Here is a 25,888-nt window from a genome sequence, read left to right as displayed (position 1 = left end):
TGATTCTCCGCCACGTTCGAACCACCGGGCCGCGGAGAGGGAAATGAGGAGTGGAAGTGCAATTCCGTCGAGCGCGGTTGTCACCGAAAGGCGACAAAAGGCGTAACCCGGCGGCGAGGCTGTTGCGTCCCCGCACCATCCGCGGGCAGCTGATCCGGGTACTCGTGGTTTCGGTCGTGTTGGTACTCGCGCTGCTGGGCGTCGTGCTCACCAACGAGGTGCGGGCCTACCGCGACAGCGGCGATACGGCACACGCGGTGTCGCTGGCATTGTCGGTCCAGGATCTGGTACACGAGATTCAGCGCGAACGTGGCCTCACCAACGGCATGCTCGGCGGCGACGCCGCGATGCGTCAGGCGCTCGACACGCAGCGCCCGGCCACCGATCGAGCCCTGCTGGCCCTGAACTCGGCCCTGTCCGACGATGCGCCCGCCGCCGCCGAGGTACGCACGGCCCTGGCCCGATTGACGTCCCTGAGCAGTACCCGGGCCGAGGTGGACGGGCAGCGCATCGATCGCGCCGACGCGTTCGCGTTCTACACCGATGCCGTCGCCGCGCTCGACCACGCCCGCCCCGGCCTGGACCACGCGAGCGACCCACGCATCTGGCGCGGCCTGCAGGCGCTGTACGCCCTGGCCGATGTCAAGGAGTTCACCGGTCAGGAACGCGGATTCCTCACCGGCGTCTTCGCGGCCAACGCCTTCCAGCCCGGCGAGTACGTGCAGTTCTTGCAGATCGATGCGGCGAAACAGGCTGCGCTGGCGGCTTTTCCGCGCGACGCCACGGCGAGTCAGCGCGCCCTGCTGGATACCGCCCTGCACTCCCCGGACGCGACCGCGGCGGCGCAATCCCAGACGATCGCCGCCGCCGCGCAGGACGGGCAGCTCGCCGAACTCGTGCCGCCCGGACAGTGGTGGGCGCAGACGACGTCGGTGATCGACGCCGAACGCGGTGTGCAGCGGTCCATCGGCGCGGACATCCAGCATCGCGCGCAGGATCTGCGCCGGGCTTCGGCGATCACGCTGATCGCCTACACCGCCGCGGCCGTGGTGGCGCTGCTGATCCTGGTGGCCCTGGTGGTCACGGGTGTGCGCGCCATCGTGCGCCCGCTCGCGGCGCTGGCGCGCGAGGCCGACGAGGTGGCCACGCAGCGGCTGCCCGCGCTGATCGCCGCCTGGCAGCAGGAGGACGTCAGTGCGCCCGATCCGCCCGAGCCGGTGCGCACGCCGCACAACGCGAGTAACGAAATCGTCTCGGTCGCAGAGGCATTCGACCGGTTGCAGACCACCGCGTTCGAACTCGCCTCGGCACAGGCGCTGCTGCGCCGCAACATCACCGAATCGCTCGGCAACCTCGGCCGGCGCAACCAGAATCTGTTGCGCCGCCAACTCGGCTTGATCAGCGAGTTCGAACGCGAGGAACTCGATCCCAAGACGCTGTCGAACATGTTCGAGCTCGACCATCTGGCCACCCGCATGCGCCGCAACGCCGAGAGCCTGCTGGTGCTCGTCGGCGCGGCCAGCCCGCGACGGTGGAGCGAGCCGATCCCGCTGACCGATGTCATCCGGGCCGCGCTCTCGGAGGTCGAGGACTACCGCCGCGTGGTGCTGCGTCGCATCGACGAGGTGTCGATCTCCGGGTCGGCGGTCAGCGAGCTGGCGCATATGCTCGCCGAGCTGATCGAGAACGGATTGGCCTTCTCGCCACCGGATCTCGAGGTCGAGATCTACGGCCGCCGACTGGGCCAGCAGTACATGCTGGCCGTGGTCGACCACGGAATCGGCATGCCGGAGGACCAGTTGACCGCGGCCAATGCGCGACTGCGCGGCGACGCGGACTTCCTGGTCGCACCGACCCGCTTCCTGGGACATTACGTCGTCGGGCGGCTGGCCAAACGACTGGGCATCGAGGTCGAGCTGACCGCGTCGCCGATCAGCGGCGTGGCCGCGCGCATCCTGTTGCCCGCCACCCTGGTCGGCAGCGACGTCGCCCTCGCCGCCGCCCGCAAACTCGAACCGGCACAACCGGTCTGGACCACGGTCTCGCTGCCGCCCGCCGAGCGGCTGCCCGCGCTGGAACCGGTCTCGCAGGATCTGGCCGAACTCGCGCCGGGCCGCACCGCCGCCGCCATTCCGGCGGCCGTACCGACCGGTGCGCAGCCCGAGGGCTACAGCGGATTCGCCGTTCCGGGTTGGCCCGCCTCGGCCGTGGCCGCCGAGGCGTCGCGCGAGCTTCCCGAAAGCTCCGTGCAGGGCCGTGATCAGCCCGAACAGCCCACACTGAATCCCGCCGCCGTCGAGCTCGGCGACCGTCCGGACCCGTTTCCGACGCTGCCGCCGGGCCCGCTGAAGAAGTTGCTGAACACCACTGCCGCGCAACGTCATCAGCTCGGTGGGCCGAAACCCGTGGCACCTGCTTCGGACTCCAACGGAATTCACTACACTGATGCCGCACCCGACCCCGAGGTGCAACGGACCCGAAACGGTCTCGTCAAGCGCGCCAAGAAGATTCCCGGAACGACCGCACCGACCCAGGCGGTCAGCACGTCCGGGCATCCGGCGGCGCCCGCCGTCGATCGCTCACCCGAGCAGGTTCGCGGGATGCTCACCAGCTTCCGCGCGGGCCATCGACGCGGCCAATTGAACGAGGCCCCAGCGGTTCCGGCATCGATCGCACAGGAGGAAACCCGGTGACAACCCAACTGCCGGATTCCGGTCCGCACACCTTCAACTGGCTGCTCGCCGATTTCGTGCGTACCACCGACGGCGTCCGCGACACCGTGGCGGTGTCCTCGGACGGATTGCTCATGGCGATGTCGGACGGGCTGGACCGCGCCGGGGCCGACCGCCTTGCCGCGATGGTGTCGGGCCTGGTGAGCCTGTCCCGAAGCGCCTCGCGCAGTTACGATTTCGACGGCCTCAAGCTGATCATGATCGAGATGCGGCGCGGGTTCCTGCTCATCTCGGCGGTCGCAGACGGCAGCTGTATCGGCGTGATCGCCGACAGCGACAGCGATATCGGCCTGGTCGGCTACCAGATGGCCGTACTGGCCGAGCGGGCCGGCTCACTGCTGACTCCCGCGCTGATCAGCGAGTTGCGAGAGTCGCTACGCAGATGACCGGTCAGCACCGGGCGCCCGATCCACCGGTCGCCCCGGCCCACCGCCTACCCGATGGCCCCGAAACCGGCGCACCCGCGGGGCCATCGGATCTCGAACCCGTGGTGCGCCCGTTCCTGATGACCGGTGGCCGGACCACCCCGATGATCGAGGGACTGCGTATCGAAACCCTGGTCCACGCCACACCGGAGGCACTGTCGGCCCCGCTGCGCTTCGAGCTGCGAACTGTCGTACGGTTGTGCCAGCAGCCGCTCTCGATCGCCGAAATCGCTGCCGCACTCCATGTTCCGATCGGTGTGGCCCGGGTCGTGGTCGGCGATCTGGTGGCCGCCGGACATGTTTCGGTGGCCCAGGCCCAGGAAATTTCCACCGCAGTCATCGAGAGGATCAGGGATCTTGTTCGGGCACTCTGAGTTTCGCAATCCCCCGGAGCTCGCCACCACCCCGCCGGAACCGACGGCCTTCTCGGTCAAGATCGTGGTAAGCGGCGGATTCGGGGTCGGCAAAACCACGTTCATCGGCGCCATCTCCGAGATCGAACCGCTGTCCACCGAGGCGGCGATGACGGAAGTCTCGGTGGGCGTTGACGATCCGGGCCTGCGCACCGAGAAGACGACCACGACCGTGGCGATGGACTTCGGCCGCATCACCCTGGACCGGTCACTGGTGCTGTACCTGTTCGGCACACCGGGTCAGGAGCGTTTCGAATTCCTCTGGGACGATCTGCTCGACGGCGCGCTGGGCGGGGTGATCCTGGTGGACACCGCCCGCATTCAGGACTGCTATCCGGTACTGGACTTCTTCGAGCAGCACGAAACCCCCTTCGTCGTGGCGGTCAACCGTTTCGCCGAGGGCGCCCGATTCGAGCTGCCCGAGGTGCGCGAGGCGCTGGGCGTACGCGAAGCGGTGCCACTGGTCGAATGCGATGCCCGCGATCGGGAATCCGTCAAACAGGTTCTGGTCGTCCTGCTCGAGCAGGTGCTGGCCGCCCGCCTGGCCGCACATTCGGTGCGGGCGAGCTGACCGGATACCTCCCCGGATATGAATCCGCCCCGGCACATCCGAGTGGCCGGGGCGGATTCGGGCACCTCGCGGGTGCGGGCGTCACCGTGCGATCAGCGGCCGAACGAGCCGGTCCACAGGGTGCTCAGGATGCCGTGGGCAGCCGCGCTGCCGGTGCCGAGCAGGCCGTGGAGGGCAGCGGAGCCGGTGTCGATGATGACCGGAATCATGGGGTCAACCTCTCTGTCAGGGACATGAACTGTCGGCGATCCGCGCTGGAGCGCCGACCGGGTCCACCCTCGCGGGCCGACTCGAGAGCAAGCTGGCCCGAACCTGTGCGGAATATAAGAAGCACCCATGTTTTAAATCACCGTAACGCGACGCCCGGACCGGGCGATACAGGTCGCATCCGCTACCCCGCCTACTGGGGCGTTTTGCCCTCCGCGGAATACAGGCTGATCTCGCCGTTCTCGCTCAGGAAGGCGTTGATCAGCATCGTCCGGCGCTCCAGCAACTCGTCGGCTTCCGGTGCGGCGGTGGTGATCACGATCTGCGGGATGGCCGCCCAATTGACGACGTAGCGTTCGGGCGGGCCGTCGGCCCCGGACATCGGCGCCATCCGGAAGACCGAGACCACCTGACGTTCCATGAGCTGACGCACCACCTCGGCGATTCGCTCCGGATCTTCCAGGGCGAACAGGAAACCGAAGGTCAACTCCGGTGAGGACACATAGGCGGACACGAAATACCAGGTTACGGAAGTGCTGTATCCCCTGCGCGACCAGGCCTGCCGTGCGGTCCGGACCATCGATGCGGACGAGCGGGAAAAAACGCGCGGGTAAATCATCGATCTTGGCGATCACGTGACCTTCTCGTAGCTGTGTATAACGATTGCCGCGCAGCTTCCACCGATGGGGGTACCGACAGTTGCACACTTTGTTCCCGCGCGCTTTCCTGAAAGGGCCCCTTTCCTGGACCGACTCCATCACACAGCCGCGGATTTCCGGTTCTCCACCGTGCGTTCGAAGCTGGAATGCGCTGTGCGGGAAGGGGAAAGCGTGACCACGATCCGATATCGGATATGAGGGCGGAATGCGATGGCGACCGAATATGCCGGTGGCCGCAACAGTTTCGACGAGCTGCCGACAGCGCCGGAATTGTTGCGGGCCTTTCACACACCGGCGGAGCGACCGGTGCGACCGCACGCCGTACTCGAGGCGGCACACGCGCTGGTGGGCTGCCACGAACGGCGTCATCGCGCGGTGACCACGGCACACACGCGCTGCATCGATAGCGACCGGCTGGCACACTGCACCCGGACGGTCGGCGCCATCGATGCCGAACGGGCGAAACTCGTTGCGGAAATAGATATCTGGGTGGCGGAAACGATCCCGCACCGCACCGGCGCAACCCTGCACACCGAGACCCTCGGCGCGGTGATCGACCGTCTGGCGGCGAAATGGGTTGCGGCCCAAGATGCTTTGGGACTGCTATCGACCTCCGGCGAGTCCGGCCCGCACCCGCGCGACGGTCACCGCGATGTGGACCTCGAGGCCCACCTGCACTGGGTGCGTTTGGCCGAACTCACCGACGGCTACAAAGATCTGATCACCGACGTCGCCGCGCGACGACGCCGGTTGCCGGTGTTCTGAGCCCGGCGGGCTCTACGACGCCACTCGGCGGCTCAGCGCTCTGGGTCGACGATCTCGACGTCGGCGTCGATGAACGGCTGATCGGCGGACACCCGTGCACTGGGCGCCGGATCGTCCAGCAGAACGTCCGGCTTCTTCTTGTCCGCGTTGACGCGCTCGGCCGCCTCCCGGTCGCGTTCCGCGGCAGCGGCCGCCTCGCGCATCTCGATCGCGTCGGTGATCCAGTCGCCGATCTCGCGGGTCACCTCCGACACCGTGCCGGTGATGATCGAGGCGATATTGCCGACGTGCTTGGCCCCGGACGAGGTCAGTTCCTGGATCAGATCCTTGTTGCTCTCGAATTTTCCGATCATTCAACGCCCGCTTCGCTCGGCTCCGGCTGTTGCTCGTTGGTCTTCGAGCTGGCTACTCTGCGCATCACGATAACACCGGGTTGCGAAGCCTTCCCGACGAGCGCGGGCGGCAGGGCCAGCCGGAAGATCTTGCCCCACACCGAACCGATCTGGCGGCTCAGCGGGCCGGTGTTGTAGGGCAGGCCGTACTTCTCGCACAGGGCGCGCACCTCGGGGGCGATCTCCGGATAGCGGTTGGCGGGCAGGTCGGGGAACAGATGGTGCTCGATCTGGTGCGACAGGTTGCCGGACAGGATGTGGAACAGCTTGCTGCCGCTGATGTTGGCCGAGCCCAGCATCTGCCGCACGTACCACTCGCCGCGGGTCTCCTCGGCCGTCTCCTCCTCGGTGAACGTCTGTACGCCGGACGGGAAGTGCCCGCAGAAGATGATCGAGTACGCCCACACGTTGCGCACCAGATTCGCCGTCGCGTTCCCGGCCAGCGTGGACAGGAACAGCGGCCCGGACAGCAGCGGGAACGCCACGTAGTCCTTGAGCACCTGCTTGCCCGCCTTGCGCCACTGCCCCTTGAGCAGACGCTTCACATCGGACCAGGAGCGCTTGCCCTCGATGATGTTGTCCACCTCGAGGTCGTGCACCATGACGCCCCATTCGAAGAGCATCATCAGCAGGAAGGCGTAGACCGGGTTGCCCAGGTAGTACGGATTCCACTCCTGGCCCTCGTCGATGCGCAGGATGCCGTAGCCGATATCGCGGTCGCGGCCGTGGATGTTGGTGTAGGTGTGGTGCACGTAGTTGTGCGAATGCTTCCACTGATCGGCCGGGCAGACCGTATCCCATTCGAACACACGAGAATTCAGCCCCGGCTCACGCATCCAGTCCCACTGGCCGTGCATGACGTTGTGGCCGATCTCCATATTGTCCAGAATCTTGGACAGGCTCAGCGCCGCGACGCCCGCCAGCCAGAACGGCGGCAGGAAGCCCAGATACATCAGGCCGCGGCCGGCGACCTCGAATCCGCGCTGCGCCTTGATGATCGAGTAGATGTACTGGCGGTCCTTCTCGCCCAGATCGGCGGTGATGCGCTCCCGCAGCTCGTCGAGCGCGCGGCCGATCTCCTCGACCTGGTCCGGGCTCAGGACCAGCGGGCCGTCCTTGGTTTCGGTGAGATCCTGGGTTTCGGTGAGGTCCTGGGTTTCGGTGAGGTCCTGGGTTTCGGTGAGGATTGCCATGTCGTTCCCCTCTCAGATGTCGATATCCACGTCGCCCACGGCGGCGTTGACGCAGAGCTGGATCGGCTGATCGGGATCGCTGTCCAGTTCCCCGGTGCGCAGGTTGCGAGTGCAGCCCGAACGCTTGATCGAGGTGCAGGAGAAGCAGATTCCCATCCGGCAGCCGTATTCCGGTGTGAGACCGGCGGATTCGGCCTGATCGAGCAGGCTCTCGCCGGTATTGGACGACTCCGCGCCGCTGGCGGAGAAGGTGGTGGTCCCGGCAACCTGTTCCGCATCGATCGGTGCGGTGCTCAGCGTGAACTCCTCGGCGTGCAGCCGATGTTCGAGCCGTTCGGCCCGGAACACCTCGCGGACCGAGTTCATCAGCGGCGCCGGGCCGCAGACGTAGGTCTCGGCGGTGGCGAACCACGGTGCGATCCGCTCGAGCTGCTCGTAATCGAAGAATCCGGAGACCGGATTGGCCGCACAGCTCCACGGCGCGCCGTGCAGCACCTCGGACAGGTCCAATTCCGGATAGCACAGCGCGACACGGAAATTGGTGCGGCGCGCGGCGATCGCGTCGAGTTCGTCACGATGCGGCACCGCCTCCGGCGACTGCGCGTAGTGCAGGAAGACCACCGGCCCGCGATATTCCTCCACGTCCAGGGTGCGCAACATGGACAGCACCGGGGTGATGCCACTGCCGCCGCTGATCAGCACGATCTTGTCCGGACGGATCTCCGGCAGGGTGAACACCCCCGCCGCGGGAGACAGGTCCACGACCATGCCGGGTGCGGCGTGGCGGTGCAGGTATTGCGAGACCAGCCCCTCGGGGTGGGCCTTGATCGTGAGCCGCAGCCGCCGCTGCGGGCCGGCCTGCACGTCGATCGGCGAATAGCACCGGGTGTGCTTGACGCCGTCGATCAGCACGCCGATCTGCACGTACTGTCCGGCTAGGTGGCCACGCCACTGCCGGGTGGGTCGCAGGGTGAGAGTGATCGAGCCGGGGGTGCCGCGATGTACCGCGATGATCTCCGCGCGCATATCGCGCACGGTCAGCGTCGGCCGCACCAACTCCAGGTAGCGATCGAGGGCATGCGGCGTTGTCAACGTCTGGACCAGTTCGACGAGTCCTGCCATTGCGATCTCCCACTGCTGTTCATCAGGTGGTAGTGCACCAACATTTCGGTGCACATCTGTACACTAAGTAAGTGTGCCTCGAATGGGTACAGAAGTTCAACCAGCAGGTCATGTGACCGCGGCAACATCCTGAAGAATGGACCTATCGTGAACGGATGTATGCTCACCGACGTGAGCGAGCGGATTGAGCAGGCCGAAACCCGGGGCGAGCGCAAGGAGCGCACCCGGCAGGCACTGCTCGAGGGCACCCTGACACTCGCCGCCGAGCGAGGCTTCGCGGCACTGAGCCTGCGCGAGGTCGCGCGCTCGGCCGGAATCGTGCCGACCGCGTTCTACCGGCACTTCGGCTCACTGGACGAGCTGGGCACCGCACTGGTCGACGAGGGGGTCCGCCAATTGCGTCTGGCCCTGCGTGATTTGCGCCGCACCCCGGACGCGCGCCTGGCCGAGACCGTGCGGTTCGTGTTCACTCAGATCGCCGGGCGCGATGCCCTGTACGGATTCCTGATTCGCGAGCGACACGGCGGCTCGGCGGCACTGCGCAGTGCCATCGCGATCGAAATGCAGCTCATCACCAGGGAATTGGTCGTCGACCTCTCCCGGCTGCGCGCCCTGGACAGCTGGTCTCCCGATGATCTGGAACTGGCCGCGGATCTGATCGTCTCGACGGTGGCCAGTCATATCGCCGATTACGTCGCCGCTCTCCCCCGCGAACGCCCGGAACTCGTGGAACGCACGGTACGACAGGTCCGCCTGATCGCCCTGGGCATGGCCGCCTGGCACTCGACGCCCTAGCGATGAGTCGATTCCGCTGGCGCCCAACGACTTCAGATTTCCGTGATACAGAAGAACGCCCCGCGAGCCTCCCGGGATCGCGAGGCGCCCTTCCCGTATCCAAGACGGTGCTCCGAGCACCGAGCCCGACGGTACCGTACGGACGCATAATTCGGAATGGAATGGTCCTATGCACCGAGTTGCATAGGGCGGCGAATATCCATTAGTCTCGCCGCATGGCCCTCGAGCATGCGCTGCTGGTGTCGCTGACCGAGCGGGCCGGTTCGGGCTATGAGCTGGCGCGCCGCTTCGACAAATCCATCGGTTTCTTCTGGAACGCCACACATCAGCAGATCTATCGCGTACTCAAACGCATGGAGGAGCGCGGCTGGGTCGTCGGCGAGACCGTCCCGCAGGAAGGCCGCCCCGACAAGAAGGTCTACACCGTCGGCGCCAGCGGTCGCGCCGAGCTGTCCCGCTGGATCTGCGCCCCCACCGAGGACGACGCCGCCTTCCAGCGCAGCGAACTCGGCATCAAGATCCGCGCCGCCGCACACGGCGATCTGCCCGCACTGTGCGCCGAGATCGCCCGGCACCGCGACAATCACGCCGGCCGGCTCGAGCTGTACCGGCAGATCGAGAAGCGAGATTTCCCCGCGCCCGCGCGGCTCACCGGTCCAGCCCTGCACCAGTATCTCGTGCTGCGCGGCGGCATCCGGGTGGAAGCAGGCTTCGTCGAGTGGTGCGACGAGGTCCTCGAAGCACTCGGCCACAGTCTCTCCCCGGCACCGCGAGACAGCCCGAATACTACGGTGCCACAACAGGATTCCGTCTCCGAAAGGTGAGCTCCATGACCGTGAATCCCGCGGCGGCCGCATCCGCCAATCCGTATCCGCATCTGTTCGAACCGCTGCAGGTCGGATCGCTCACCCTGCGCAACCGGGTGGTGATGGGTTCGATGCACACCGGACTCGAGGACCGGGCGTGGGACACCAACCGGCTCGCCGCCTATTTCGCCGAACGGGCGCGCGGCGGCGTCGGCCTGATCATCACCGGCGGATACGCGCCGAATCGAGAGGGCTGGCTGTTGCCCTTCGGCGCGAAACTCACCAACCGGACCGAGGCGTACCGGCATCGCGCGGTCACCCGGGCAGTGCACGCCGAGGGCGGCCGGATCGCCCTGCAGATCCTGCACGCCGGACGGTATGCCTATGTGCCGTTCAGTGTTTCGGCCTCCTCGATCAAGGCGCCGATCAACCCGTTCCGGCCGCGCAAGCTGTCCGCCAAGGGCGTCGAACGCACCATCGACGACTACGCGCGCTGCGCGGAACTGGCGAAATTCGCCGGATACGACGGTGTCGAGGTGATGGGCGGGGAGGGTTATCTGATCAACCAGTTCCTCGCACCGCGCACCAACAAGCGCACCGATCGCTGGGGCGGGTCGCCGGAGAACCGCCGCCGGTTCCCGATCGAGATCGTGCGGCGCATCCGCGCGGCCGTCGGGCCGGACTTCCTGATCGTCTTCCGGCTGTCCATGGCCGAATTCGTCGAGCACGGCCAGACCGAACACGAAATTCTCGCGCTGGCAATGGAATTGCAGGATGCCGGCGCCAGCGTCATCAACACCGACATCGGCTGGCACGAGGCGCGGGTGCCGACCATCGTCACCTCGGTGCCGCGGGCGGCATTCGTGGAGTTCACCGCGAAAATCAAGGCGCGAGTGAGCATTCCGGTGTGCGCGTCGAACCGGATCAATATGCCCGAGACCGCCGAGGAGATCCTCACCCGCGGCGACGCCGACCTGATCTCGATGGCGCGCCCGCTGCTCGCCGATCCGGACTGGGTGAACAAGGCCCGCCAGACCCGCGAGGACGAGATCAATACCTGCATCGCCTGCAATCAGGCCTGCCTGGATCACGCCTTCGTGCACAAGACGGTGTCCTGCCTGTTGAATCCGCGCGCCGGACACGAGACCGAACTGCGGCTGCTGCCCACCCGGCGAATGCGGCGCATCGCCGTCGTCGGCGCGGGCCCGGCCGGTCTCTCGGCCGCGGTGAGCCTGGCCGAACGCGGGCACAAGGTGGATCTGTTCGAGGCCGAGGACAAGATCGGCGGGCAGTTCGACATCGCCCGGCGCATTCCCGGCAAGGAGGAGTTCACCGAGACCATCCGCTATTTCACGCGCAAGCTGGAGGTCACCGGTGTCCGGGTGTTCCTGAACCGCAGGGTCGAGGCCGCCGAGCTGATCGAGGGGCGCTACGACGAAGTCGTGCTGGCCACCGGGGTACGCCCACGCATCCCGGATATCACCGGTATCGATCATCCGAAGGTACTCACCTACGCCGAACTGGTGCGCGAGGAGAAGCCGGTCGGCAGGAAGGTCGCGGTGATCGGCGCGGGCGGAATCGGTTACGACGTCAGCGAATACCTCACCGTCGACGGTCATCCGTCGCTGAAGCTGGAGGAGTGGATGCAGGAATGGGGCGTCACCGCGACGGATCCCGACGCGCCCGGTCAGCTCGTCACCGCGCGACCCTCCCCCGCGACCCGGGAAGTGGTTCTGCTGCAACGTAAATCGGGGGCGTTCGGTAAGAGCCTGGGCAAGACCACCGGCTGGGTGCACCGCGCCGCGGTCAAGGCCAAGGGCGTGGAGCAGATCGGCGGGGTCAACTACGAGCGGATCGACGATCGTGGCCTGCACATCAGCTTCGGTGAGCAGCGATCTCGCCCGACCGTGATCGACTGCGATAATGTGATCCTCTGCGCCGGACAGGAATCCGTGCGCGAACTGGCCGAGCCGCTGTGGGCGGCGGGGGTGCGGATCCACCTGATCGGCGGCGCCGACGTGGCCGCCGAACTGGACGCGAAACGAGCGATCGATCAGGGCACTCGACTGGCGGCGGCGATCTGATGGGCGCGCTCACCCGCCTCGGCCTGCCCGGGGACGAGAAGGCTTGGACCACACTGGGTTTCACGGTATCCGACGGCGGATTCCGGATCGGCGGCATCAGCTGCACCATCGATGTGCGACCGAGCTGGGGCTTCGACGGGGCCATCGATGATCCGGGCCTGCTCGGCATTCCGGAACTGCTGTCCGACGATTCGGATGAATCATTCGACGGCACAACCCATCCCAACGTCGTGAGCTTCATCGACCACGTCGTGTACTGGGTGCCCGACCTGGACGAGGCCGTCGCCGCGCTCACCGCGGTCCTGGGCGCCGGTCCTCGCCGGCGCTTCCGCCCCCGCGGGCCCTCGGGTCCCGAAATGGCCTTCTTCCGCGCGGGCGAGGCCGTACTGGAAGTCGTCGCTTCCGGCAAACCTGCCACCCTGCCCGGAATAGCCTTCGGCACACGCGATCTCGACACCACCGTGGCCACGATCCGCGCCACCGACGGCCCGATCAGCGACCCCAAGCCGGCGGTCCAGGGCGGCCGCATCGCCAGTGTCTGGTCCGGGCACGCGAACTGGGGCATCGCCTTCTACGAACCGCCGGCGCGCTCGTAGGAGGCACGCTGTCGCTGTCGGATCCGCCACCGCACCCGGCGTGCGTTCGCGAGGCCGGCGTCCCGTCGCGTCCTACTCCGATCGGGCTCCCGGTCGGCCGCGGGTTCTCATCGCCGGCCGGAATGAACTCTCAGGCCGTCCACCAGAAGATCGAGCAGCCGCCCGGCCTGCTCGCTTCGACCGTTGGTGACGGTGAAGATGCCGAGGATGCTCGCCGCAACGTCCTCCGCCGGGACATCGGCGCGCAGATCGCCTGTGGCACTTCCGGCTTCGAGGATCTCGGCGATCGCCGCGAGCAGTTTGTCGCGGGTTTCGGTCTGTTCGATCTCACCGGCATCGATCATGCTGCGCAGCGTGTCGACCATGCCGTGCTTGGTCGACAGCCAGCTGCCGAACAGGTCCATCCACGCTCGCATCGCCTCGCCCGGGGGAACCCGGCGCAGTAGGTCACCGGCTCCCTGGGTGAGACGTTGCACCTGGTCGTGGTAGACGGCGTCGACCAGAGCCTCCCTGGTCGGGAAGTGCCGGTAGAGGGTGGCGATCCCGACACCGGCCGAGCGCGCGATGGCCCGCATGGACGGCTCGGTGGCCGATGCGGCGAAGGTCCGGGTGGCCGCCTCCAGCACGGCCTCCCGATTGCGCGCGGCATCGGCGCGCATCTCGGTCGATTCGACCCCAGGCAAAACGGATCACGCTCCATTTCGTGTTACGCTGAATCGGCAAACGGATCGCGTTCCATTTTACGCGACCGCATCGGAACTCACGATTGCGAGCAGACGCTGATGACCGGCAACAACCCCACGACCACGATGCGCACGGTGCGATTCCACGAATACGGGGAGGCCGGCGAGGTGCTGCGACTCGAGTACGTGCCGATCCCCGAACCGGGGCCCGGCCGAATCCGGATAGCCGTGCACGCCTGTGCACTCGCCCCGGCGGATTGGGCATTGTGCGGGGGTTTGTTCGCGGGCCGGCTTCCGCGCGGCATCGGAATCGATGTGTCCGGCACGGTGGAGGCCGTCGGCGACGGCGTCACCGGCGTGCGTCTCGGTGACGTCGTGCTCGGCAACGCCGACTGGCGCGGGTCATCGACCGCGGGCGCGTCGGATCGCGCGATCATGGACCGCTGGACGCCCGTTCCCGCAGGACTGGATCTCACCCGGGCGGCCGCGCTGCCGATGGCGGTCGACACGGCCTTCGTGCACCTCACGATGTTGGGGCTCGATCCGGACAAGACGATCGTGATTCACGGCGCGGGCAGCACCATCGGGTACGCGGCCGTGCAGATCGCCCGCACGCGCGGTATGCGGGTGATCGCCACCGCCGGGCAGACACACGCCCAGCGGCTGCGTGACCTCGGCGCCGAGGTCACCTCCTACGGGGACGGGATGGCCGAACGGCTCCTGGCGATCAGCGACGGCCCGGTCGATCTCGTCCTGGACACGTCCCCGGTCGGTGGCGCGCTGCCGGATCTGATCCGGGTCGCCGGAGACGACCCGAAGCGGGTGCTGACCTGCGGCGGGTCACTCCCGGAGGCCGCGGAACTCGGCGCGCGGGACAGTTTCGGCGAGGCTCGGCCCGAGCCGTTCGACGCACTTCCCGAATTCGCCCGGCGCGCGGCCGACGGCAAGTTCGGCATCCCCATCGCTCGCACCTTCGCTCTCGAGGATTGGCGCACGGCACTCGAGATCAGTCAGCGCGGACACGCGCGCGGCAAGCTCCTGTTGCTCCCCGGACAGACCCCCTCGATGCCCGGACAGGCCGACCAGACCCAGGGGCGCACAACCCCGGTAGGCTCCCGGGCGTGAGTCTTCCCGCACCCACCTCAGATAATCGTGCCGTCGTCACCGGGGCCTCCTCGGGGATCGGAACCGCGCTGGCCGAAGAGCTTGCCCGCCGGGGTTATTCGGTGATCCTGATCGCCCGGCGCGGCGATCTGCTCGCCGAGCTGGCCCAGCGACTGACCGACCGATACGGCGTCGCCGCAGAGGTGCGCGCGGTGGATCTCTCCGATCGCGATCAGCGCGCCCCGCTCGCGACCGAACTCGCCTCCCGCGATATCGCGATCCTGTGCAACAACGCCGGAGTCGCGACGTTCGGTCCGGTCGCGAAGCTGGATCTGGACTTCGAGCGCTCGGTGATGGAGCTCAACGCCGTCGCGGTGCACGATCTGACGCTCGCGGTGCTGCCCGGGATGCTGAAGCGGCGCAGCGGCGGCATTCTGATCACCGGATCGGCGGCCGGGAACATGCCCATTCCGAACAACGCCACCTACGCGGCCAGCAAGGCGTTCACCAACAGCTTCTCCGAATCGCTGCGCGGCGAGCTGACCGGCAGCGGCGTCAACGTCACGCTGCTCGCGCCCGGACCGGTCCGCACCGACAACCCGGATCAGGACGAGGTCGGCAACAAGATCCCCGATTTCATCTGGGTCACCGCCGCCTACACCGCGAAGATCTCCATCGACGCGCTCGAACGCAACAAGATGCGGGTGGTTCCGGGCCTGATCAGCAAGGGTATGAGCGTCGCGGGGCAGTACTCCCCCCGCGCGCTGACCGCGCCGATCGTCGGCGCCTTCTACAAGAAGCTGGGCGGGTAGCTCACACCTCGAGACACCCTCGACCACAACACGATCGGCGTGGGCGAGATCACCCTGCCGGCCGCGGTGGCCACCCGGCCGCAGCAGGTACTGCTGCGGCTGTCCCCCCGATTCCGATGTGCACGGCCATCCAGCGGTGCGAACCGGTGCGGCGGAACAGAGGTTCGGCTTCCCGCTCGGTAGCACCGCGACGGCCGAATCACTTTCCGCGACCGCGGATCTCAATGGAACCGGCCGGGGACCTGCTCGCCCGCGACCTCGGATAGCCCTTGTTAATTTAACCGTGACGACGCATCCACAGACGAGGGAGTCCGGTAATGACCGATTCCGCACGCATCGACGTCCACCAGCACATCCTCCCGCCGAGCTACCGGCGCACCCTGATCGATCGCAATCCGGCCGGCTGGCCGCTGCCCGAATGGTCGCCGAGCAGCGCCGTCGCGGCGATGGACGAGAACGAGATCGCCACCGGCCTGTTGTCCATCAGCGCACCGGGCACACATTTCGGCGACGACGCCGGCGCTCGCGAAACCGCCCGCGCGGGAAATGAATTCACCGCCGAGCTGGTCAAGGACCGACCCGACCGCTTCGGCCTGTTCGCGAGCCTGCCGCTGCCGGATCTCGACGGCGCGCTCGCCGAGGTGGCATACGCGTTCGACACCCTGCACGCCGACGGGGTCACCTTGATGACCAACGCGGGCGGACGCTATCTCGGCGATCCCGTATTCGAGCCGCTGTGGGCCGAGCTGGATGCCCGCGCGGCGGTGGTTTTCGTCCATCCCACCGAATCGGAGCTGCCCGCCCTCCCGGGCATCGTGGCCCCGATCGTGGACTTTCCGTTCGACACCACTCGCACCGCCGTGCAGATGGCCAACTCGCGGGTGCTGTCCCGGCATCCGCGGGTGAAGGTGATCCTGTCGCACGCAGGTGGCGCACTCCCCTTCCTCGCCTACCGGGTCGCGCTGACCGCACCGCTGATCGGCGACGACAGGAATCCCGAGGAGGTGCTGGCCGAACTGCGGCGCTTCTACTTCGATACGGCCCTGGCCACCAGCCCCACGTCCCTGCCGGCGCTCCAGGAGTTCGCCGACCCGGCGCACATCCTCTACGGCAGCGACGGCCCGTTCGCCCCAGCCACCTCCGTGGCCCACAACGACCGTTACCTGGACGGTTACGACGCCTGGCCCGAAGGCGGCCTGCGTGCGATCAACCGCGGCAATGCCGAATCGCTGTTCCCGCGCCTGGCCGCCTGATCGCGACCGGCCCGCCGCCCGGACCGTCCGCGGTGGACTCCGTGGCACTCCACCGAACATTTTGCAGCGCAACCAATTCAGCGGCGGGCACGGGCGTACGGGCGAACCGCCGCATAGAGCTCGCGGCCGCATACCACCAACCAGCAATCTCGTCACGACCGATTCCGGGCGCGCGAGGCGCCGCGAATGCAGGTCGCCGCGCGAGGAGAAACGGAGCAAACACCCCGAAATGCGGCCCGGCCGGGGTCCGAGGCCCGGTTGCGGCGCTAATGTGGCCCAGGTGTCCGACAAACTTGTGGTGTGGATGGATTGTGAGATGACCGGCCTGCGGCTGGACAGCGACAAGCTGATCGAGGTGGCCGCGCTGGTCACCGACAGCGAACTCAATGTCCTCGGTGAGGGCGTGGATATCGTCATCCACGCCGACGACCAGGCACTGGCCGCGATGCCCCCGGTCGTTCAGGAGATGCACGCGCGTTCCGGACTGACCGAGGAGGTACGCAATTCCACTGTGACCATGGCCGAGGCCGAACAGCAGATCCTGGACTACATCAAGGAATTCGCTCCGACCCCGGGCACCGTGCCACTGGCAGGCAACTCCATCGCCACCGACCGCGGCTTCCTGGCCCGCGATATGCCCGCCTTGGACGAGTACCTGCATTACCGGATGATCGATGTCAGCTCGATCAAGGAACTGTGCCGCCGCTGGTACCCCCGCATCTACTTCGGCCAGCCCGAGAAGGGGCTGTCCCACCGCGCCCTGGCCGATATCCAGGAGTCCATCCGCGAACTCGAGTACTACCGCCGCACCGCCTTCGTCCCCGCCCCCGGGCCCTCCACCGCGGAAATCGCCACGGTTGCCGCCCAGCTCACCACCCGCGGCAAAAACCCAGCTCGAGGCACCGATTAGGTCCCGCACAGGGGTACGCGTTAGTATCTACCGCGCCGGTTGTTACCGGCATGGTGGCTGTAGTTCAGCTGGTAGAGCACCAGGTTGTGATCCTGGGTGTCGCGGGTTCGAGTCCCGTCAGCCACCCCTGTCGTCGCAGTGTGCGAACCCCTCGAGGGTTTCGTGCACTGCGACTTTCTATTCCACATCGGCGGATTGGGCAGCACTCCGCGTACGCGATTTCGCGCACAACGCATTCTGGAGATCGTGCGATATCCGGCCCTGCGCCGAGCAGCGCATCGAGTGCGTGCGGTAGCCCCTGCTGACACCGGTCCGGAGTCCCGGTGCATCCGCCCGGGACAGCAGATGACGTTCTCCCCTTGGTTCGGCGGAATACAGAAGCCACGCTTGATGGCAATGGATGACCAGGTCCTTGTGTGAATGAACCATTTCGAAAGGACAAGCACATGAAACCGTTGTCGGAAGCATTGATGGATCTCGCGGCGCAGGTGAAGAAGTTCGAAGAGTCCTCGGCCACGGCGCGGGAGAAGAACCGAGCGATGCTGCAGGCTCAGCGGGAAGAGCTGGGCGCGACCTTGGAGCACGAGAAGAACGAGCTCGAAACGACCACGGCGGAGTTGCAGGAGGCCGCGCAGAGCTGGTGGTCGGACACCAGGGAAGCCATCGAACGTCAGATCGACACGATGCGGGCCGACTTCGAGAAGTGGCAGGCCGACATCAAAGCACAGCGCGCGGAACGAACCGCAGAGGACAGCAAGAGCGCTGAGCGGACAAGCAGCCACTGACCGGGTGACGTGGCTGCCGGCGATCACTTACCGGAAAGACTCAGGGGTGCGCCGATGATCAGGCTCGCGACGATGGACCCGTCCGGATTACGGTCGCCCTGCACGAAAACCGCATAGCCGACGGCGATATCGGATATCCGGCCGCCTCCCAGCGCCAGCACCTCGGTGGCCGGAGTGCTGTGCACGACAACGGTCCCACCGAGCATCGCCTGGACGGTCATTATCGTGCCGTCGGTGGCGGTGACCTGTCCGAATGTCATGCCGCGGTTCGCTTGCGAGCCGGCCGCGGGTGCGGCGGTCGCGGGTGTGGCGGTCGCGGTACTCGCCACCGGGCGCGATGCCGCGGCATGGTTGTCGGTGCGCAGGCAGGACGACAGTACTGCCAGCACCAGCAACAGGCACAGCCCGATGACGACGAGCGATGAGCCCTGCAACTCGCGCAATCGCCGGTACACGATGATCCACGGTTGCGGCGGCGGATGAATGTCCTCGTGGCGGACCGGCTCCGGAGCAGCGACGCGTTCGGGCAGATGTGACCACGGGCTGCTCAGCTGCCTCATACCCGGAGGGTAGGCGTTATCGCGTCGTACCGCGAGAGACCTATCCTCACCCTCGGGACGGATTCCGCTGTGCCACATGTTCATCGACTCCGGTCGGCAGCGGTGGCGAGCCTACCTTCGCGGGCGCTCGGCCTCGGCGCCCAACCGGTCGCGCGCAGGCGAGCGTCGGAAACCCGCAGTGATCCACCAGCAGCGAGACATGACCGGCGATGGCGACCACGCCTGCCGGGTGTTTCTGGAATGCGGATGAACTTTCACCGCGGTCCTTTCGTATGCTGAGTGTTAGCGATAGGGGAGGGGCGTCGATGTTGGATCTCGATGATCCAGCGATGGAGGAAGGTCCTCGCGGATGGACGGTGGCGAGGTTGCCGACATGGCGCGGACCTGGTCGGCGGCCCTGGTCGATTGCGGTGGCGTGCCGACCTCCCTGCCGCATGATCTCCGCAGCTTGACCACGCGATGGATCGTCGAACTCGAAGCCGCCCTGTCGGCCGATCCGTTCGACCTTTCCCCCGCGTACCGAATCGGGGGCGAGCTGGTTCGGTCGCACGTGACGCTGCCCACCATGATGACCCCGACCGCGACGGTGCTTGCCGGTTTGCTGGAGCGGTCGCGGCGGCCGGACCGGGCACAGCGATTCGGTGCGCTCCTGGGCGAACTGGGCCGTGGGTACGGTACCGAGCTGTCGAAGGTCCACGCGCAGACCCACCAGGCAGCCGACGAACGCTTCCGCGTGGTGTTCGAGAACGCCGCGGTGGCCATCGCGCTCTACGACAGCGACGGCATCACGCTCGAGGCCAATCCCACGACGGCGCGGATGGTCGGGATGAAACGGGAGGACCTGCCGGGTGTGCCCGGACTGGATCTGATGCACCCCGAAGACCGCGACAAACTCCGTCAGGTGGTGGTCGACCTGTACGAACGCAGACAGGGCACCGAGTACTTCGAAGGCCGCTTCCGGCGCGCCGACGGCAGCGTTTCCTGGGGTGCGTGGACGATGACGCTGGTGCGCGGCGCGGACGGACGTGGGCGCCGGCTGCTCGCCGTCGGGGAGGACATCACCGAGCGCCGGGCGATGCAGCAGAAACTGTGGTGGCAGGCCCGGCACGACCCGTTGACGGGTCTGCCGAATCGTCTTTTCCTGCTCGAGCGGCTGGAGGACATCGTCGCGGCGGCCCGCCCGGGCGATCACATCGGTTTGTGCTTCCTCGATCTCGATGAATTCAAGGTGATCAACGACCGCTACGGTCACCGCACGGGAGACAGCGTGCTCGCCGAGATCGGCCGCAGGCTCGACGCGGCGATGGCGTCACCGGCGGTCACGGTGGCCCGCATCGGAGGGGACGAATTCGTCGCACTGCTCGCGCCGCCCTGCGACGACGCCGCGGCTCACGCGACCGCCGAGAGGATGCTCGCGACGCTGCGCGACCCGATTGCCGTCGGGCCCAGCGAGCTGCTGTCGATGTCGGCGAGCATCGGCGCCGTCGTCACCCCGGTCGCCGGTGCGAATGCCGAAAAGCTTTTGGACGACGCCGATGTCGGCATGTACCACGCCAAGGCGGCCGGTCGCGGCACCTGGGTGCTGCACCGCGCCGACGACGATCCGGCAACCGGACAGTAGCCCCGGCCGGTGATGCAGCGGCTGGTGTAGCCCGCATCGGCATGGTCGTTTCGCGGCGACCTGAGCCGGGTTTCCGGACTACGACCGGAAGCCGCTGACCACTGGTCGGGCAAACTCTCTGCGCGGGAGGCGATCCCGATAACCGGCGCGGCAGTGCGGGCACTTGGCCGGTCGGCCCTTCGTCGGTAGATTTGACGGTCCATGCCCGGGGCGGGAGCGTGCCGTCCGACACCACGAGATTCCGGGAAGTCTATGCGACAGTCCAGCGAAGTCGACCTGCCCACGTGGATTTCCTATGGGGAGTTCGGCGAACGTTTCGTCGCGCACGCGGTTACGCCCGCGCGCATCGAGGCGGCCGTCTCCAGTCTGGCCGGGCGGATCGAGCTGGGGCCGTTCGCGGTCGGGCCGGGCAAGCTCGCGCGCGTGCGGGTGCGGGGTGATATCGGTAGTCCGGCGATCACCCGCACCGGATCGGAAGTCGTCTTCGCGGTGCGTATTCCGGTGCGGCTGGAGTTGACCGTCACGCTGGGCGGACGGGAACTGCGGCTGGAAGCAGCCGTCGACATCGACCTGACGCTGCACGCGCGCACCGCCGACCCGTTGCTCGTGGTCATCGATATCCCGCCGGTCACCAAGCGGAACGTCGGCCCGCCGGTCATCCGGGCCGAGGCCATCGACGCCGAAGCGGAAGTACTGCTCGAACCGACGGCGAAAATGATCCGGAAAGAGGTCGCCGACCGGCTCGATGTCATGCTCTCCGAGCCTCGTGCCCGGCGGGCCCGGGTGTTCGACATCGAGGCGATCTCGGCGGGCGAACCCGCCGGGCACGAGGCTCGCGCGAACTACGACTGGATCGAGTACGCCGAGTTCGGTCGCCGTTTCCTCCCGCGCATCGTGACGCCCGAGCGGGTGCGCGCGGTGGCCGAGAGCCTGTCGGGTCGGGTGATCGATGTGGAATCGTTGCGCACCGGACCCCGCGACGCGGCCGAGGTGACCGCGCGGGGCGCCATCCGGTTGCCCAGGGTGAGTGAGCGAACCGACGAGGATACGGTCGCCTTCGATATGGTCGTCCCCGTCACGCTCGATGTCGTGGTGGATGTGCGCAAGGCCGACCATTATCACGCCGAGGTGGAGATCCCGCTGGTACTGGTGACGCGCACGGCCGCCCCGCTGCTCATCGTGATCGATGTGGAGCAGCCGAACCCAGCACAGATCGAGGTCCAGCTGCGGGCCGACGGGCTGCGGGCCCGCACGATCGGCGTGATCGGCAATCTCCGCCGCCGGATCGCCGCCGAGGTGTCGGCCGCGGTGAGCCGGCACCTGGCCGATCCGTCGCTGCGCACCGTCGATGTCGCGGCCCGGCTCGACGCGACCCGGATTCGCGACACGGACGAGCCGGGTGGTTCGGTCGAGATTTCCAGGGTCGGTTAGCCCGGATTCACCTCTACCGACAGATCATCCAGAAGGTGATCGGCCAATTCGGTCGCCGTGGGATAGGTGAATACCAGTCCGGGCGGCAGCGGTTGTCCGAGCACCGCGCCCAGGCTGTTCTGAAGTTCGACCGCGCCCATCGAATCCAGGCCCAGATCTTCGAACGGATCGTCCGGGTCGATATCTTCCGGGCCGGCGAAACCCAGGACGACGGCGGCCTTGGTACGGATCATCGCCATCAGCTCGGATCGCCGCTCGGCCGGGGAGAGCTCGTCGATATCGGTCCGTACGACCTCGCGCCGGGTGTCGGCCGGTCTGCGCGCAGGCGCCGGGATGAGGGTCCGGAGCAGCGGGAATACGTCGGTTCCGCGCTCCAGGGCACGCATCTCGAGCCGCGCCGGGGCCAGGCAGGCGCGGTCGAGGCCCAGTGCGGTGTCGAACAGCGCCAGCGCTTCCGGTTCGGACATCGCCGCCAATCCGCCGCGGCCGATCCGGGCCATCTCCCGCGCACCCAGGTGTCCGGTCATGGCACTGGCCTGAGCCCACAGTCCCCACGCCAACGACATCGCCGCCGAACCCTGGGCGCGGCGACGGGTGGCCAAGGCGTCGAGGAAGGCGTTCGCCGCGGCGTAGTTGGCCTGTCCCGGTGAGCCCACGATGCCCGCCATCGACGAGAACAGCACGAACACCGGAAGGTTCATATCGCGGGTCAACTCGTGCAGATTCCACGCACCGTCGACCTTCGCGCGCAATACCGTATCGACGCGGTCAGCGGTCAGCGAACCGAACACCGCGTCGTCGACCACTCCGGCGGCATGGATCACGGCCGTGAGCGGAGCCTCGGCGGGTATGTCGAACAGCAACTGCGCCAATGCGTCCCGGTCGGCCACATCGCAGGCCGCCACCCGCACCCGGGCACCCGATTCGGTCAATTCGGCAACCAGATCGGACGCACCGTCGGCCTCCGTACCGCGCCGACTCACCAGCAGCACATTCCTGATGCCGTGCTCGGCGACCACATGTCGTGCGATCGCGGCGCCGGCCATCCCGGTGCCCCCGGTGATCAATACCGTGCCCGCCGAATCGAATTCGGCCCCGGCGATATCGTGCTCAGCGGAAGCCCTGGTCAACCGCGCGGCATGGATGGTCCCGGCACGGACGACGACCTGCGCTTCTCCGGTCGCCAGGATCGCGGATGCATCGACGTGGGAATCGGTGTCCGCCAATATGATCCGGCCGGGCTGTTCGGTCTGCGCCGACCGCACCAACCCCCACACCGCCGCACCGGCCAGATCTCGCACGTCCTCACCCGGCAACGCGACCGCGCGATGCGTCACCACGATCAGTGGACTCGAAATGGTCCGGGTCAGCCAGGATTGCACGCTTGCCAGCACTCGGCGGGTCAGGTCGTGAGCGTCGGCCACGACGTCGCCCCCCAGGGCACTCGCCTCCAAGATCACCGCATCCGGAGCGACCGCATCCGACACCGCGTCCGGCGAGGTCGCGTGCTGCTCGAATACGTTCCAGGCCAACGTCTTCACCAGCGTCACAGGTCGGCCGGTGGTAGGTATCGGCGACCATGTCAGCTCGAACAGGTTGTCCGTACCGGCCCCGGACAACGCCGCGGCACGCAACTCCGCGGCCGCCACCGAACGCAGTGTCAGCGACCGCACCGACAACACCGGAAGTCCGGCCTCGTCGGTCAACTCCAACGACACGGCACCGGCACCGGCAGGGCTGACGCGCACACGCACCACATCGGCTCCGGCGGCGTGCAGGCAAATACCTTCCCATGCGGACGGCAGCGCGATATCTCTCCCACCGGAAGCGGCTACCACAGCGTGCAACGCCGCGTCCAGGAGCACCGGGTGCACGCCGAAAGCGGTTGTGCGGATAGCAGTTTCCGCAGGGACGGCGACCTCGGCGAACAGCTCCGCGCCGCGTTGCCACATCGCCCGCAGACCGCGGAACGCCGGGCCGTATCCATAACCCCGCGCCGTCAATTTCTCGTAGATATCGGAGATATCGAGCGCGGTGGCGACCACCGGAGGCCACGCCGAAAGATCCGACCCACCCGGCGCGAAACCCTTGGGGCCCAGCACTCCCTCGGCGTGCAGCACCCAGCCGGAAGCCGCACTTCGTCGCGAGTACACCGATACCGTCCGCTGTCCGGATTCTTCGCCGGGGCCGACGGCGACCTGTACCTGAACCGCTCCCTCGGTCGGTAGTACCAGTGGCGCTCGCAGCGCCAATTCTTCGACCACACCGCAACCGACCTGGTCACCGGCACGCACGACCAGTTCCACCACACCGGCATTCGGGAATATCGCCGCACCGGCCAGCAGATGGTCGGCCAGCCACGGCTGCACGGCCGGCGACAGTCGCCCGGTCAACACGACACCGCCGGTGCCGGGCTGTTCCACCACCGCACCCAGCAGGCCGTGGCCGGCCTCGTCCACCCCGAACCGGCCGGCGTCACCAGCCGCGGCCGAACTCGGCAACCAGAATCGACGACGCTGAAACGCGTACGACGGCAACGAAATACGACGAGCACCCGATCCCGTGAACAGGCCGTCCCAGGATGCGCCCGCTACCACCAGACGGCCCAGCGCCACCATCAGCGATTCCGGTTCCGAGCGTCCTTTTCGCAGGACGGGGATCGTCGCGGCGACGTCGGGGGACGACAGCGATTGCTCGATCGATGCCGCGAGTCCTCCGGTCGGCCCCACCTCGACGAATCGAGTCACACCCGCCGATTCCAGGAACCGCACGCTGTCGGCGAATCGCACCGTCTCGCGCACGTGCCCGGTCCAGTACCGTGCCGAGCCGAAATCCGAATCTGTCGGTCCCGCAGTGAGATTCGAAATGATCGGAATCTCCGGTTCGGTGACTTCGACGGTTTCGGCGATCGCGCCGAATTCGGCGAGGATCGGTTCCATCAACGGTGAATGGAAGGCATGTGACACCGGCAGGCGGTGAATTCGGCGACCCTGCTCACCCCACCGATCCGCGATGGCCTGCACTGCCTGCTCGGCACCGGAGATCACCACCGATCGCGGGCCGTTGACGGCGGCGACGGCGACGCCATCGATCAGCGACGACCGAACCTCGTCCTCGTCGGCCTGCACCGCGACCATCGCTCCGCCGGTCGGCAGCGACTGCATCAATCGTCCCCGTGCGACGACCAGCGCCGCGGCGTCGGGCAATGTCAGCGCGCCCGCCACGTGGGCCGCGGCCAACTCGCCCACCGAGTGCCCCATCACGAAATCCGGTCGCAGCCCCCACTTCTCCAGCAGCCGGAAGAGCGCCACCTCGATCGCGAACAGCGCGGGTTGCGCGAATTCGGTGCTGTTCAGCAGCTCTTCGTCTCGGCCCCAGAGGATTTCGCGCAACGGCTGGTCAAGATATTTGTCCAGCACGTCGGTCACGTCGTCGAATGCCTCGGCGAACGCCGGGAATCCCGCATACAGGTCCGCACCCATGCCCAGCCATTGCGCGCCTTGGCCGGGGAAGACGAACACCGTCCCGCCCGCGAGGCCGACACGGCCGCGCACGACGTTTCGGCCGGGTTCGCCCTCGATCAGTTCGGTCAGGCCGTGGATCAGCTCGTCGCGATCTCTGCCGACCACGACGGCCCGATGCTCGAACATCGACCGGCGCGCCAGCGAGAAGCCGATATCGGACACGTCCAGCTCCGGATATCGCCGTACTTGCGCGAGCAACCGATTCGCCTGTCCTACAAGCGCTTCGGCAGATTTGCCCGACAACGTCCACGGCACAACCGGCAACCGCACGCCATGGGATTCCGCCGCGTCCGATGCCACACTGTCGGGTGCCTGCTCCAAGATGACGTGCGCGTTGGTTCCGCTGATCCCGAACGACGAGACGCCCGCGCGACGAGGTGCACCGGTCTCCGGCCACTCCCGGGACTCGCTCAGCAACGAGACCGCACCCGAAGACCAATCCACG

The 25,888-nt window shown here is 67.3% G+C and carries 23 protein-coding genes and 1 tRNA gene; 17 read left to right on the top strand and 7 right to left on the bottom strand.

What is annotated here, in order from left to right; genetic code table 11:
* Positions 1-56: 56 nt before the first annotated feature.
* Genes NV1_RS28015 through NV1_RS28000 form a run of 4 tightly spaced genes read left to right on the top strand, consistent with a single transcriptional unit; the run spans position 57 to position 4,141 of the window.
* Positions 57-2,693, top strand: coding sequence for a sensor histidine kinase (locus NV1_RS28015; protein WP_157117415.1), 2,637 nt, complete (start codon positions 57-59; stop codon positions 2,691-2,693).
* Positions 2,690-3,118, top strand: coding sequence for a roadblock/LC7 domain-containing protein (locus NV1_RS28010; RefSeq protein WP_040831726.1), 429 nt, complete (start codon positions 2,690-2,692; stop codon positions 3,116-3,118). The genes NV1_RS28015 and NV1_RS28010 overlap by 4 nt, the downstream gene beginning before the upstream one ends.
* On the top strand, positions 3,115-3,531 hold the full coding sequence (locus NV1_RS28005) for a DUF742 domain-containing protein (RefSeq protein WP_067897778.1): 417 nt from the start codon (positions 3,115-3,117) through the stop codon (positions 3,529-3,531). The genes NV1_RS28010 and NV1_RS28005 overlap by 4 nt, the downstream gene beginning before the upstream one ends.
* Positions 3,512-4,141, top strand: a complete 630-nt coding sequence (locus NV1_RS28000; protein WP_373864662.1) for a GTP-binding protein — start codon at positions 3,512-3,514, stop codon at positions 4,139-4,141. The genes NV1_RS28005 and NV1_RS28000 overlap by 20 nt, the downstream gene beginning before the upstream one ends.
* 400 nt (positions 4,142-4,541) lie before the next feature.
* On the opposite strand, the gene NV1_RS27995 is transcribed toward NV1_RS28000, so the two are convergent.
* Positions 4,542-4,862: a hypothetical protein gene (locus tag NV1_RS27995; RefSeq protein WP_067897995.1), complete on the bottom strand. Its 321-nt coding sequence runs from the start codon at positions 4,860-4,862 to the stop codon at positions 4,542-4,544.
* Positions 4,863-5,217: 355 nt separating this feature from the next.
* On the opposite strand from NV1_RS27995, the gene NV1_RS27990 reads away from it, so the two are divergent.
* Complete coding sequence (locus NV1_RS27990; RefSeq protein WP_067897776.1) at positions 5,218-5,772, top strand: DUF4254 domain-containing protein; 555 nt, start codon at positions 5,218-5,220, stop codon at positions 5,770-5,772.
* 32 nt (positions 5,773-5,804) lie between these two features.
* Here NV1_RS27990 and NV1_RS27985 read toward each other — a convergent pair whose 3' ends face one another.
* Genes NV1_RS27985 through NV1_RS27975 form a run of 3 tightly spaced genes read right to left on the bottom strand, consistent with a single transcriptional unit; the run spans position 5,805 to position 8,479 of the window.
* Positions 5,805-6,125 (bottom strand): hypothetical protein, encoded by a 321-nt coding sequence (locus NV1_RS27985; RefSeq protein WP_067897773.1) that lies wholly within the window; start codon positions 6,123-6,125, stop codon positions 5,805-5,807.
* Entirely contained in the window at positions 6,122-7,357 is a 1,236-nt protein-coding gene (locus NV1_RS27980) for a fatty acid desaturase family protein (protein ID WP_084525848.1), read from the bottom strand. Before NV1_RS27980 ends, NV1_RS27985 begins: the two co-directional genes overlap by 4 nt.
* A gap of 12 nt (positions 7,358-7,369) precedes the next feature.
* On the bottom strand, positions 7,370-8,479 hold the full coding sequence (locus tag NV1_RS27975) for a ferredoxin reductase (protein ID WP_067897770.1): 1,110 nt from the start codon (positions 8,477-8,479) through the stop codon (positions 7,370-7,372).
* 159 nt (positions 8,480-8,638) lie between these two features.
* Here NV1_RS27975 and NV1_RS27970 point away from each other — a divergent pair, with 159 nt between their 5' ends.
* The 4 genes from NV1_RS27970 to NV1_RS27955 all read left to right on the top strand — a co-directional run bounded on the left by NV1_RS27970 (position 8,639) and on the right by NV1_RS27955 (position 12,760).
* Complete coding sequence (locus NV1_RS27970) at positions 8,639-9,274, top strand: TetR family transcriptional regulator (protein ID WP_067897767.1); 636 nt, start codon at positions 8,639-8,641, stop codon at positions 9,272-9,274.
* Positions 9,275-9,489: 215 nt separating this feature from the next.
* Positions 9,490-10,098, top strand: a complete 609-nt coding sequence (locus NV1_RS27965) for a PadR family transcriptional regulator (protein WP_084525847.1) — start codon at positions 9,490-9,492, stop codon at positions 10,096-10,098.
* Positions 10,099-10,103: 5 nt separating this feature from the next.
* Complete coding sequence (locus NV1_RS27960) at positions 10,104-12,164, top strand: NADPH-dependent 2,4-dienoyl-CoA reductase (RefSeq protein ID WP_067897764.1); 2,061 nt, start codon at positions 10,104-10,106, stop codon at positions 12,162-12,164.
* Positions 12,164-12,760 carry a VOC family protein gene (locus NV1_RS27955; RefSeq protein ID WP_067897760.1) on the top strand — a complete coding sequence of 199 codons (597 nt, stop codon included), beginning with the start codon at positions 12,164-12,166 and terminating at the stop codon, positions 12,758-12,760. Before NV1_RS27960 ends, NV1_RS27955 begins: the two co-directional genes overlap by 1 nt.
* A 107-nt stretch (positions 12,761-12,867) precedes the next feature.
* On the opposite strand, the gene NV1_RS27950 is transcribed toward NV1_RS27955, so the two are convergent.
* Positions 12,868-13,419: a TetR/AcrR family transcriptional regulator gene (locus NV1_RS27950; RefSeq protein ID WP_067897757.1), complete on the bottom strand. Its 552-nt coding sequence runs from the start codon at positions 13,417-13,419 to the stop codon at positions 12,868-12,870.
* 123 nt (positions 13,420-13,542) lie between these two features.
* Here NV1_RS27950 and NV1_RS27945 point away from each other — a divergent pair, with 123 nt between their 5' ends.
* The 6 genes from NV1_RS27945 (at position 13,543) to NV1_RS27920 (ending at position 18,307) form a co-directional block, all read left to right on the top strand.
* Positions 13,543-14,568 (top strand): NADP-dependent oxidoreductase, encoded by a 1,026-nt coding sequence (locus NV1_RS27945; RefSeq protein WP_067897755.1) that lies wholly within the window; start codon positions 13,543-13,545, stop codon positions 14,566-14,568.
* Positions 14,565-15,359: a mycolate reductase gene (gene cmrA, locus NV1_RS27940; protein ID WP_067897752.1), complete on the top strand. Its 795-nt coding sequence runs from the start codon at positions 14,565-14,567 to the stop codon at positions 15,357-15,359. The genes NV1_RS27945 and cmrA overlap by 4 nt, the downstream gene beginning before the upstream one ends.
* Before the next feature lie 317 nt (positions 15,360-15,676).
* Positions 15,677-16,612, top strand: a complete 936-nt coding sequence (locus tag NV1_RS27935; protein WP_067897749.1) for an amidohydrolase family protein — start codon at positions 15,677-15,679, stop codon at positions 16,610-16,612.
* A 280-nt stretch (positions 16,613-16,892) separates the two neighbouring features.
* Positions 16,893-17,522: an oligoribonuclease gene (orn, locus tag NV1_RS27930; RefSeq protein ID WP_067897989.1), complete on the top strand. Its 630-nt coding sequence runs from the start codon at positions 16,893-16,895 to the stop codon at positions 17,520-17,522.
* Positions 17,523-17,575: 53 nt separating this feature from the next.
* Positions 17,576-17,648, top strand: a tRNA-His gene (locus NV1_RS27925).
* A gap of 320 nt (positions 17,649-17,968) precedes the next feature.
* Complete coding sequence (locus NV1_RS27920; protein WP_067897745.1) at positions 17,969-18,307, top strand: hypothetical protein; 339 nt, start codon at positions 17,969-17,971, stop codon at positions 18,305-18,307.
* Between the two features lie 23 nt (positions 18,308-18,330).
* Here NV1_RS27920 and NV1_RS27915 read toward each other — a convergent pair whose 3' ends face one another.
* Positions 18,331-18,867, bottom strand: a complete 537-nt coding sequence (locus tag NV1_RS27915; RefSeq protein WP_067897742.1) for a DUF5666 domain-containing protein — start codon at positions 18,865-18,867, stop codon at positions 18,331-18,333.
* A gap of 349 nt (positions 18,868-19,216) precedes the next feature.
* Between NV1_RS27915 and NV1_RS27910 the strand changes: the two genes are divergently transcribed.
* Entirely contained in the window at positions 19,217-20,488 is a 1,272-nt protein-coding gene (locus NV1_RS27910; protein WP_067897740.1) for a diguanylate cyclase domain-containing protein, read from the top strand.
* Positions 20,489-20,689: 201 nt separating this feature from the next.
* Positions 20,690-21,919, top strand: coding sequence for a hypothetical protein (locus NV1_RS27905; protein WP_245713960.1), 1,230 nt, complete (start codon positions 20,690-20,692; stop codon positions 21,917-21,919).
* Here NV1_RS27905 and NV1_RS27900 read toward each other — a convergent pair.
* On the bottom strand, positions 21,916-25,888 hold a 3,973-nt coding region (locus tag NV1_RS27900; protein ID WP_157117414.1), incomplete at its 5' end, for a type I polyketide synthase. The genes NV1_RS27905 and NV1_RS27900 overlap by 4 nt on opposite strands.

Source organism: Nocardia vaccinii NBRC 15922 (assembly GCF_001613305.1).
In the GTDB taxonomy this organism is placed as follows: Bacteria; Actinomycetota; Actinomycetes; order Mycobacteriales; family Mycobacteriaceae; genus Nocardia; species Nocardia vaccinii.
This window is presented reverse-complemented; position numbering and strand designations above follow the sequence as displayed.